Annotated in this window: 7 protein-coding genes; 3 read left to right on the forward strand and 4 right to left on the reverse strand. The window is 43.3% G+C overall.

Annotation, left to right across the window (positions count from 1 at the left end; translation table 11 throughout):
* Window positions 1-94: 94 nt before the first annotated feature.
* From PSE7429_RS17780 to PSE7429_RS17795, 4 genes are all read right to left on the reverse strand, one after another.
* Complete coding sequence (locus PSE7429_RS17780) at window positions 95-1,252, reverse strand: Hpt domain-containing protein (RefSeq protein WP_009628697.1); 1,158 nt, start codon at window positions 1,250-1,252, stop codon at window positions 95-97.
* A gap of 189 nt (window positions 1,253-1,441) precedes the next feature.
* Window positions 1,442-2,032, reverse strand: a complete 591-nt coding sequence (locus PSE7429_RS17785; protein WP_009628699.1) for a GUN4 domain-containing protein — start codon at window positions 2,030-2,032, stop codon at window positions 1,442-1,444.
* 52 nt (window positions 2,033-2,084) lie between these two features.
* The gene (locus tag PSE7429_RS17790; protein WP_009628700.1) at window positions 2,085-4,103 is read right to left on the reverse strand and encodes a chloride channel protein; all 2,019 of its coding nucleotides are present in this window, start codon (window positions 4,101-4,103) and stop codon (window positions 2,085-2,087) included.
* Between the two features lie 143 nt (window positions 4,104-4,246).
* Window positions 4,247-6,568: a ribonuclease R family protein gene (locus PSE7429_RS17795; protein WP_009628701.1), complete on the reverse strand. Its 2,322-nt coding sequence runs from the start codon at window positions 6,566-6,568 to the stop codon at window positions 4,247-4,249.
* Window positions 6,569-7,694: 1,126 nt separating this feature from the next.
* Between PSE7429_RS17795 and PSE7429_RS17800 the strand changes: the two genes are divergently transcribed.
* From PSE7429_RS17800 to PSE7429_RS17810, 3 genes are all read left to right on the forward strand, one after another.
* Complete coding sequence (locus PSE7429_RS17800; protein ID WP_009628702.1) at window positions 7,695-9,314, forward strand: iron uptake porin; 1,620 nt, start codon at window positions 7,695-7,697, stop codon at window positions 9,312-9,314.
* 700 nt (window positions 9,315-10,014) lie between these two features.
* On the forward strand, window positions 10,015-10,221 hold the full coding sequence (locus PSE7429_RS17805; RefSeq protein WP_040689384.1) for a hypothetical protein: 207 nt from the start codon (window positions 10,015-10,017) through the stop codon (window positions 10,219-10,221).
* Window positions 10,222-10,415: 194 nt separating this feature from the next.
* Window positions 10,416-10,829, forward strand: a complete 414-nt coding sequence (locus PSE7429_RS17810) for a hypothetical protein (protein WP_009628704.1) — start codon at window positions 10,416-10,418, stop codon at window positions 10,827-10,829.
* Window positions 10,830-10,992 lie beyond the last annotated feature (163 nt).

Here is a 10,992-nt window from a genome sequence, read left to right on the forward strand (position 1 = left end):
TGCGCCGCCCGCGCAGCGGGCGGCGCAGACTCTGGTTTTAAGTTTATCTTTGTTTAGCTACTTAGTACGCACTTTTAGTACGCGCCTATAGTTACTAATTGATATTACAGTTCGCAATTTTAGCCAAAAGCGCGGCATACTGAGCCTGAAACTCCTTTGCTTTAGAATCCTTAGATTGATGCCATGCTGCTAACCAAAGAGGAGTAGGGAAATGTCCCTCAGGAGGCGATTGTGGTGAAGTAGCATTGGAAGCAATCCAAGTTCCATTCTGTCGCCATCCCACGCGATCGCTAAAGGTTTGCCAGCCCTTCATCGCCTTGTCTTCCTCGATCACCGCACCAAAGATCTTACTTACCTCATCGGCGGAGGTATTATCAGGCTTGCTACTAATAACTTTAGTGGGAATGGTAGTATCCACCTTTTCTACCAAGCTTGCAGGTATTAATTGCAGCAATTGTGAGGAAGCCTTGACTTGATCGATTTTCTGAGCCAGCACCTGTTCTTGAGCTTGCTTGATTTCTTTAATCAGAGTCGGTGCAAGCGTGCGAAATTGATTATTCGGATTCGCAACGGCAATGCGCACCGATTCCATTAAAGATGACCAAGTGGATAGACCAAAGCGATCGCCAATTTCCTGTAACTGAGTACAGATCGATTCCAAATTCTGACGGCTACGGGGACTATCAGGCTGCTTAAACAGCTCCAACATATTCCGCAATTTGAGTGGAACCTCAGCCTGAAAAGCCGTCAGCATTGCTTTTGTATCGATCTTAGGCGTTTTGCTTCCCGACTTAATCGCACTCTTAGGCTGTACCTCAGTGGGTTTACCAGAGATCAGATTTTGGAGATGGGCTTTAAGATTAGCAAAAATTTGATCGGAGCCAGCCATGACTCCATCCACCGCATCTTTAGTCAAACCATAGGGGCTTTGGAGATGTTCGACTAACTCTTGCAATTTATCAAAAGCTTGAAGAAAAAGCGTTTGGAGATCCTGATCGACCTTAAAATTGGTGTTTTCGCGGATTACCTTAAAATAATCTTCAAAATTATGGGCAACATGTTGAATGCTGCTAAATCCCAGCATTGCAGCTCCCCCCTTAATTGAGTGGGCAGCACGAAATATTTCATTTACGGCTTCAGCATCTCCCATCAGTGTTTGCAAATTCAGCAGTCCTGATTCGATAGTTTGGAGATGTTCCTTGGCTTCCTCGATAAAGTAGCCTGTAATCTGCTTTTGCTTGTCCTGATCCATGATGCTGACTGACCCCTTCAAGTATGGATTGTGTATGGATTGTGTATGGATTGTATGAATTGATGAATGATAAAATGTCTATTTATCAGGAAAAGCGCTGTAAAGCCCCAACATTACCTAACCTGCAAATATCATCCTAGAAACACCTCAAAAGTATCTCCAGAATATCCTAGAAACTTCTAGAAATATTTATCCTAGAATTGATGACATATAAACCTGATTTTGGGCGCTAAATCCATAGCGTCCTTGACTGTGCTGCTGCCAAAGCTTGTCAATGATTTGCAGATCGTCACAGGAGATTTGCTTAATTTCCTCAGATGTCAACACCGAACCAATATTCTTACGCGCCGCATGACACATCACATTCCATGTCTCTTGGTTTGCTTCTTGCCACTTACCACCAGCTAACAAAGCACGCAGCTTAGTATAGTCGACCCCCGTACTAGAGGTAAGAGATTGCGTTGGTATAGTATTGTTAGGACTTGCGATCGCCACAGCACTACTTACACGCCGAAACCGCAAAGTCATTGCCCCGTTGCTTTGTCCATCACCTAATAAAATTGCCTCACCCGTATCCGTGAGCTTCAGTGAAATTTCGACCTCATCTAGAGCTAATCCATTGGCATGACTTGAAGAACTGTCGGTTGCGAGTTGCTGTACTAGATTCGCAAGTCTTTGGATACTGTCTTTAATCTTAGTGGTGCTAATCGATTTTACCGACGCACCTTTGGGGCGATCGCCATTTGCTACAAATTCAATTAGTATTTCTTCGCTATCCATGACATCCTTTTTGGGCTATTTGCCAGATATTTAGACAATCTATGCGTAAATTTTAAGAGGAAACCGCCTCAGAACTATGTATATCTGACTCTCTGTTTAAATTATTGTTTGAAGCGCTATCTAGGCTATTACTTAGAGCATTGTTTAAATTATTTACATTATTTGCATTTAGATTATTGTCTTTATCATTGCTCTTGTCATTAGCATTATTGCTAGATCCATTGCCAGATCCATTGCTAAAAACATTATTTACAGTATTACTGTGAACAGTTGCAATAGTCACGGTTGGCTTAGTCGCTGTAATTCTAGCAGCGATCGCCCGTTTTGTTAGAGCAGTATTATAGGCTGTCGTAATTGCTAAGCGATCAACCATCCCAATTACGCGCTTAGGTTGGTGGCGATCGACTACGGGCATCTGTCGCAGATCTCTAGTTGCCATGCGTTTCAATGCTTCGGCAAGCGATTCATCGGCAAAGGTATAGAGCACTTCTTTGGTACAAATATTCTGCACGGTCATTTCTTCAAGGGGGCGATCGACCACAGTGTTAGATAAAAGTCGTTTGATATCTTGAGTGGTAAGGATACCTTGTAAATGGTTAATGTCATCAAGAACTAAGGCGCTATGGTGATAGCCACTAGTAATAAATTGGGCGGCTTGTAGTAACGGCATCGAATATTTAACCGATGCGGGATTGAGGGTCATTACCTCCGCAATTTTAATTTTTTCCAGCACCTCAATGTCGGCGGGCAGGTCTGACCATTGCATCATCATCCGATCGGCTTTAGATGTATCGAGTTGATCAAGTACCCAAGCACAGAGTCCCACTGCTGCCATGAGAGGCAAGACAATGCGATAGTCGCGGGTCATTTCAAATAGTAGTAATACGGATGTCAGAGGAGCGCGAACCGTTCCTGCCAAGACTGCTGCCATACCGACTAGAGCATAGGCAGGAGAAGCCGCAATCGGAATCGATGCGGGTAAAAAGCTAGAGATCGCCTGTCCATACAAACTACCCAATACAGCTCCTAAGAAGATAGAAGGCGCAAATATTCCACCGACAAAACCACTAGCAGAGCTGATAGCCGTTAGTACGAGTTTGATCGCCAACAGCATCGCCAGTAGAGGAATGGTGAATGGGGTATCTTGCAAGATTGATTCCACCGTCTCATACCCAATACCGATCGCCTCAGGAAAGGTCAAGGCAATAATGCCGACACATAGGCCCCCAATTAAGAGTTTGATCGGCATAGGGAGTTTTTGCATAAAGGGAGCGATCTTCCATTGCCCCGCAAAAAACTTCTTTGCCTGCTTGATCGCACGGGTAAACATTAACGCAACAGCACTGGCTAATACCCCCAAGCCAAGATAGAGCGGTAACTCCCAATAGCTGCGTACTTCATAGACAGGCAAACTAAAAGCGGGTCTTTCCCCCAGACTGATCTGGGAAACCAATGCCGAAATTACCGAAGCAATAACCACAACACTGACATCAGAGTTTGGGCTGGATTTATTGGTGCGATAGGAATCGCGGAGTAAGACCTCTAGCGCAAAAAATACACCTGCGATCGGTGCGTTAAACCCAGCCGCTAAACCCGCAGCGCCCCCCGCACCGATCAGTAACCTAATCCTTTCGCTAGAAAATTGCATCATTTGACCGAGCAAAGATCCAATATTGCTGCCTAGCTCCACACTTGGTCCTTCAGGTCCCAGCGAAGCTCCTGCCCCAAGAGAAAGCGCTGCTGCTACCGTTTTTAGCGGAACCTGTGAATAGGATAATGCTAATTCTCGGCTAGAAGTACTAGCCTCATCTCGATCTAACTTGAAGCGTAAAATGCTAACTACTACGGCGCCTATCATCGGGATGAAAACAATTGCCCAATGCCACTTGGCAATAAAAGCTAAGGCTAGTTCATGCCAATAAAATTCTTGGGCGATTAAAATCAGCTTGCGAAATAGGGTTACCCCAGTCCCACTGATTAAGCCAACGGCGATCGCCGAAATAAGCATAACCGTCTCCGCAGATGGCTGAAGACGGTTTAATACGGTCACCAATAGGCGGGAAAGCGACATGGTGGAGAACTCGTGGAGAGTAGGATATAAAACTAGCGTCAATGCACGATTAAAACGAACGCTTAAAACGAGCGATTAATTATAATTAAGGTTAATTAATATAGCTATTGACCGAAGCATAACTCCAGTCAATAGCTATTTAATCATTCTAAAGTTTCAGAATCGTCGTTTGCCTCAGAAAATTCTGCTAAAGCTGATTCTGAGTTAGCCTCAGTGGTATTGGATGGATCGCGATCGCCTTCAGAATTTACCACCGCAACTAAGTCAATTTGCTGGCGATAGTAATCTACGCCCTTGACCTGCACTTCTACGCGATCGCCCAGACAATATTGGCGACCACTGCGACGACCGACTAGCAAAGTCGAAGCCCTCGCACGACCTTTACCATTGATTAAGGGGAACTCATACCAATCATCCTTAAGAGAACTGACATGCACTAGCCCTTCCACTAATAGCGATTCAATCTCCACAAAGAAGCCATAGGACTGAACGCTGGTAATAATGCCGAAGAAGTTGCCACCCGTGTGCGATCGCATAAACTCCGCCTTACGCAATCCATCGAGATCAGCGATCGAACGATGATATAGAGCGTCAGCTTGATTGAGTTTCGGTACGACGGCTTCCAAGTCTTCAATTAATTGGCGTTCGGTTTCAGGAGGCAACACGCTCCAATTAACTTGACCGTGGGAGCTAGAACTACGCAGGTTCACCCCATCCTTAATCCTGATGCTACGACGATCTCGCCCTTCTTCAAACACGGTATGTAAAATGCGTTGAATTAGTAGATCGCCATAGTGGTTTTGAGGAAACACACCATGCACGTAGGGTTGCTCGATTAAGCCCAGACCAAAATGCATGGCAGGGGTAAGCACATACTCATTAGTCTTAAACATCGACAGCAACAAATATTTGAGAATGTCGCGAGTTGCTTCCTGTTCAAGCTGGTTTACTTGTCCCAAAATCCGATGCAGATCGGCAATTTGGAGCTGTTCGGGATTTTCCAACTTTGAGGCAATCCCTATGCTCTCCAAGAGCTTAGTCCAATCATCGACCTTTCCTTGATCGGGGGGGATTTGGTGCAGATAGATTGAAGGAACAGCAAGGGAATGTAGGTGGGAGGCGATCGCTTTATTTGCAAGGATCATTACCTCCATTACCGAACCCGAAATCTGTAAAGTCAAAGGAATCACCGTTAAGCCCCTGACTCCCTCATCCGCTTCTTGAGAGGGAATTTGTGGCAAAACTAGTCTTATCGCATTGGACTGATTTTGTAGTAACGTTCCTACCTTAGCAATCAAATGCACCAGTTCTTCTACCTCAGTATCGATCTCTTGACTGGGGGCATCTTCATCAACTGCCACCTTCCCATCAAGAATCTGCTGCGCTCTTTGATAGCTCAAGTTAGCCCGCACTAATACGGCTGAAGGCTGGATCTCAAAGGAAAGCATATTGCCCTCGCGATCTAACTTAATCAACACCGACATCGTTAGATATTCAGGTTGATTAAATACATTCATTTCAGGCAACATCGGCAAGACCGTGTCTCCAAGGAAAAATGAACGCAACCGCTTCTGTGCTTCTAAATCCAACGGCGAGCCTGAGGCAACATAGGTCGCGACATCAGGAATATGCACGCCTAATTCCCAACCCGTTTCCACTTCAGCGATCGAGATCGCAGCAGCATTACCAATTCTCACCGTCAGGGTTTTGCGCAAGTCAAGACGATGCTTGAGATCTGCCTTTCTAACCCCACGAGGCAAACTCGCAGCGGCAGTCAAAGCTTTCGCACTAAATCTGCGGGGTAAATTATGTTTGCAGCAGACCAGATCGATATCGTTAGTTGATTCTGCATCATCGCCCAAGATTTGCAAAATCCGCCCTAAAGGCAAATGATTGCCTAAAGAAAACCGCACCATTTCCAGATGAACCAGTTTTCCCACCGCTACGCTCAGATCGGGCGTTTCTTCGTCTGGTACTAATTCCACTTCAAACAGCAGCCGATCATCAAGGGGTAAGGCTCGATAGCTATCATCGGTAAACTTTACGGTTGAGAGTAAAGTAGGGTTTGAGCGTTCGAGGATCAAGCGGACTTCACCCTCAGGCGATCGCCGTCGCACACCATCCTTAGTTACCCTCACCAAAACGCGATCGCCATTCCAAGCATTGCTCAGACGACTTTCTCTGACATAGATATCTTCAGCACCCTCAACATCTTGAATTGCAAAGCAAAAGCCTTTACTAGAACAACGTAAACGACCTTCAACCAAACCCTCTTCATGAATGCGTCGGTATCGACCCTTGTCTTTTTCAAGGACACCAATTTTTTCGAGAGCATCAAGAGCAACTTGGAGTCGACGCACGCTTTTGCTGTCATCACCAATCCCAAGTTTTTTTTCAATCGCTTTGGGTGTAACTAGTTTGTCATCAGAGAAATTGTCTAACAGTTGATTAATCGAGAATTCCATGAGGCGAAGATCAAGCGATTGTTTAAGGTGAGCAAATTAAATCGAACGAGGGGGGTAACAAAATAGCAACCTACGAACATAAGCCACAGTAGGGAGAGCCAAACAGCAATCAATATCACAAACCAACGAAAGCTAAAGTTTCGATGATTATCACGGAAAACAACTTCTATAGGTTCGACTTATCAAAACGAAACCAAAGAGGTTGATTTATCTTTTTAGAGGCGATCCAGATAGCGCTGCGATATCATTACAGAACAAGAAAAATGGGATAGCGAAAAAATATGGATCGAAACGCATATTTTTTGGTTGCCCCGTTCTTATGATGCATTCCCAAAGAAATTTCAACGATTTCGGTAGGGTTTTAGCTCTCTTTTGCCATGATTATAGGGCTTAGACGGCTTACGGATTTGCAAAGTTAGCTTGTATAGTGTTCCCCTGCTGTTTATATTTTAGCCCAATTGCTCCAGCAAATATTTTGGATATTAATTATTTTTTTACTTCAGAAATCGTAACTAGCGATAAGAGATCTCATAAGTAGCTAAGCAGTAGCTAAGCATAAGTAAACTTAAAACCTAGAAGAACGTACCGCTCGCTACGCAAGCGGTACGTTCTCTGGTTTTGGTTTTTAATTATGCAGAACTACTTAAAATCGGTAGCGAGCGATCTCGTAAAAGCAATCTTATATAAATTACCAAGGTAAATTATCAAGGTAAATTATCAAGGTAAATTGCTAAGGTAAATTGCTGATGTAAATTATTAGGGATTGTCAGAAGATCGAGGTCATGAATATAATTACAACCCAAATTACAACCTAAAGTCGCAATTATTTGCGAAAAAAATAGGACTTCCACTAATCTCGATCAAGTTCTCGATCAAGTATAGCAAGCCCACCACCTCTGATTCCCAAAATTATCACATCCCCGTCTTTTTTAGGAATTAGCTTTTTCTATTTATTTTGATATTCATTACAGTTATTTGCGATCGCAAAAAAACATAATCAAGGTAAGGTTGAATTGTAAATACATGAACAATGTATCGATTAACACTTAACTTTTTGCTGCTATTATTGCTACATTAAATTAAGACAGGTGTTAAGACTGTTATTTTGTGAGGAACGGTAATCTAAATGTCTAAGTTTTCCAAGAAAAATTACAGCGTAGTCATATCTGCCGCTGTTGCTGCATCCGCCCTTATCAGTGGTGGAGCTAATGCTCAAGCTTCTCAAAACTCTGAAGTAATTCGCTCAGTAAGTACCGATAGCTTGGCACGTCCTAATGCGATCGCTCAAAATGTTACTTCAGTATCTCAACTTAGCGATGTTCGCCCTACCGATTGGGCCTTCACCGCACTGCAATCCTTGGTAGAGCGCTACGGTTGTATCGCTGGTTACCCTGATCGCACATTCCGTGGCAAACAAGCAACTAGCCGTTATGAATTTGCTGCTGGTTTGAATGCTTGCTTGGACAAGATTAACGAAATCATCTCCGCAGGTTTGGCTGACAAGGTTAGCAAGCAAGATCTCGCCACCCTTCAAAAGCTTCAAGAAGAATTTGCTGCTGAACTTGCAACTCTTCGTGGTCGTGTAGATGCCCTCGATGCAAAGACTGCTAAGCTCGAAGCTCAGCAATTCTCCACCACCACCAAACTACGTGGAGAAGCAATCTTCGGTCTTGCCGCTGGAACCGATGGCGTTTCTTCAACTGGTGTTAGCAGCACAAACACAACTTTCAGCTACCGCGTTCGTCTCAATCTAGACACCAGCTTCACTGGCAAGGATTTATTAAGAACCCGTTTGCAAGCTAGCAACACTTCTAACTACAATGCACTGGCAAATAGCAACAGTACTCGCCTATCCTTTGATGGATTTGGATTTACTGGCAGCTCTGCTAATAACTTTGAAATCAATCGCTTGTACTACAAGTTCCCCGTCGGCGATCAATTCACTGCTTACATCGCCCCTATCGGTGCTGTAGAAGATATCATCAATCCTCTTAATCCTCTTGAGAGTGATAGCCAAGGAACTATTTCTCGTTTCGGTCGTTTCAATCCATTGATCCGCATCGCTTCTAGTGGTGGTGCTTCAGGACTAGCAGTAGCTGGTTTTGACTGGAACTTTAGCAAGAGTGCTAGTTTCCAAGTTGCTTACAGCGCTTCTAATGCAGCTGCTGCTTCTGGTCAAGGTGGAATATCTGGTGGAGATACCAAGATTGTTGCTCAGTTGGTAGCAAAGCCCTCTGATGCACTTACTCTCGGTATTGGTTATGCTCGTGCATACACAGTTGGTAATACCCTTAGCTCTAGTCTAAACGCTGACTCTCTTGGTGGAGTAAGTGCGCCTGGCGTAAGTGGAATCAACTCAGATACCGTTGCAGGTAGCTTGATTTGGGATATCACCAAGAAGTTCACATTTAACACTTGGGGCGCTTACACCTTCGCTAACTCCACGGGCACAACCACCGCTGGTACTACATTTACTAGCTGGTTAGCTGCGCTTTCCTTGAAGGATATCTTTAGTGAAGGCGACCTTGCAGCCCTTTCCTTCGGTCAGCCTTTGCTCAGAACCAGTGTCACTGGATCTGCTCAAGGTAGTGCAAGCACTCCTTACCAGTTGGAAGCCTTCTATCGTTTCCGTGTTTCTAAGAATATCAGCATCACTCCTGGTGTATTCTTTGTATTCAACCAAGGTAGCGATAGCGCTAACGGAACTGCTACCGTTGGTGTAATCCGTACCACCTTCTCGTTCTAAAAATTTATTTGCTAGAACAAAACAAACCTAATAGTTTTTGCTTATCTAATAATATTTAGTTAACATAAAACTAAATAAAAAGAGGAGATCAATAATGTCTCCTCTTTTTATTTATAGCGATCGCCACTCGCGGTAAGACAAAATTAAAAAACAAGAAGAGAATAGTAGCGCGAAGCGCTACTATTCTCTTCTTGTTTTTTATACCAATTCACTGAAGTGAGCCAACACTTATAGCTACAGTCACTTGACTTAGGACAAATCAAACCCCAAGGTTTACTGCCAAAAGATGAGTGGTAGCTCTTTGCGTTGCCACTCATCTTTTGGGTTTTATGTCCTAAGTAAACCTTGCATTGCGATATAAATAGGGCTAATAATTTTGTGGATTAAATCATAGATTTATACCAATTCACAAAAGTGTTGTCACACTTTCGTGAATTAAAAACTAAACCTAGTAAGGGTTTTCAAGTTAAGAAATGGCTATGCCATTTCTTAACTTGGTATTATTCCTATATAAGGCTTTAAAATTTTGCTTGATTTTCTACCTTTTTCTGTAGAGTAATATCCAAAACTTGGGTACTTTTAACTTGGAAAGACTAAATTCTGTAAACAGGTTTGTGTCTGTCGCTTTTGCGGACAAAACAGTTAAAAGTTGAACTGGATTATATTTATGGTTAAGCATTTCTTGTGCATTAGTTCGTTTATGGCTTCATCAGTTTTAGGTTTGATGGTATTTGCTAGCCCAGTAAAAGCACAAGCAGTTGACTGTGCTGTTTCAAGTGATGGCAATGTTGCAGCATCGTTTTGTGTTGATGAATTTGGTAATTCTGCTGTTGCTATTGCTGATAGTGATGGCAACAAGGTTGTTGTGGATAGCAACGGCAATTATGAATATGAGTTACGTTACTAGGCTGGGCTGAAATCACAGCCATTTAGATGTTCGATTCCCACTACAAAATTTAATTTTTTAGCATTGGATTCTCAGAGACATTCATAATTATGGATTTACTTGTGGGAAGAAGGGGGAATAAATCCGATGCAGCAATTGTTAGACCATTATCTCGATCAATCTCGATCAATCTCAATCAATCATATTACTGAAACATGAACCTAATTCTGACTAAACTAATCCCTGTTGCGGCTTTAGCCCTGTCCTTAAGTGGGAGTCTAGCGATTCCTGTATTTGCTCAATCCAATGTTCTCATCGCCAAAAGCGAACAGAGATTAGACTTGCATTTGACATCCGAGCAAAAAGTCAAGATCAAAAAAATTGAATCTGACGCTCATGACAAGGTTAAAAAATTGCTGACCGCTGATCAGTTAAAACAGCTCAATACTGCTTTAAGCAAAAAGGGGGAATCCTTCCGCCATGCTCTGAGCACCGTACATCTAACCGACGAGCAGCATGACCAAGTTCTTGCTATTAAAAAGGAGGAGACTGCTGCACAAAATGCGGTGTTAACTCCCGATCAACTCAAAATCTTGAAAGCTTATATTGATTCCCATAAAAATCATTAAGTAGTTACTAACTTCCCAGTCAAGAAATAGCGGTGTGGGGCGAAGCCCCACACCGCTATTTCTTGATTTGATATGTCTATTTCTTTGCTAAGGGACTTGCGAGAAAATAAGATACAAATCCAAATATAAAACCAGAATCGGTGGTGCGGTGGAGCCGCACCAC

Origin of the sequence: Pseudanabaena biceps PCC 7429 (assembly GCF_000332215.1) — a bacterium.
Taxonomy (GTDB): Bacteria; Cyanobacteriota; Cyanobacteriia; order Pseudanabaenales; family Pseudanabaenaceae; genus Pseudanabaena; species Pseudanabaena biceps.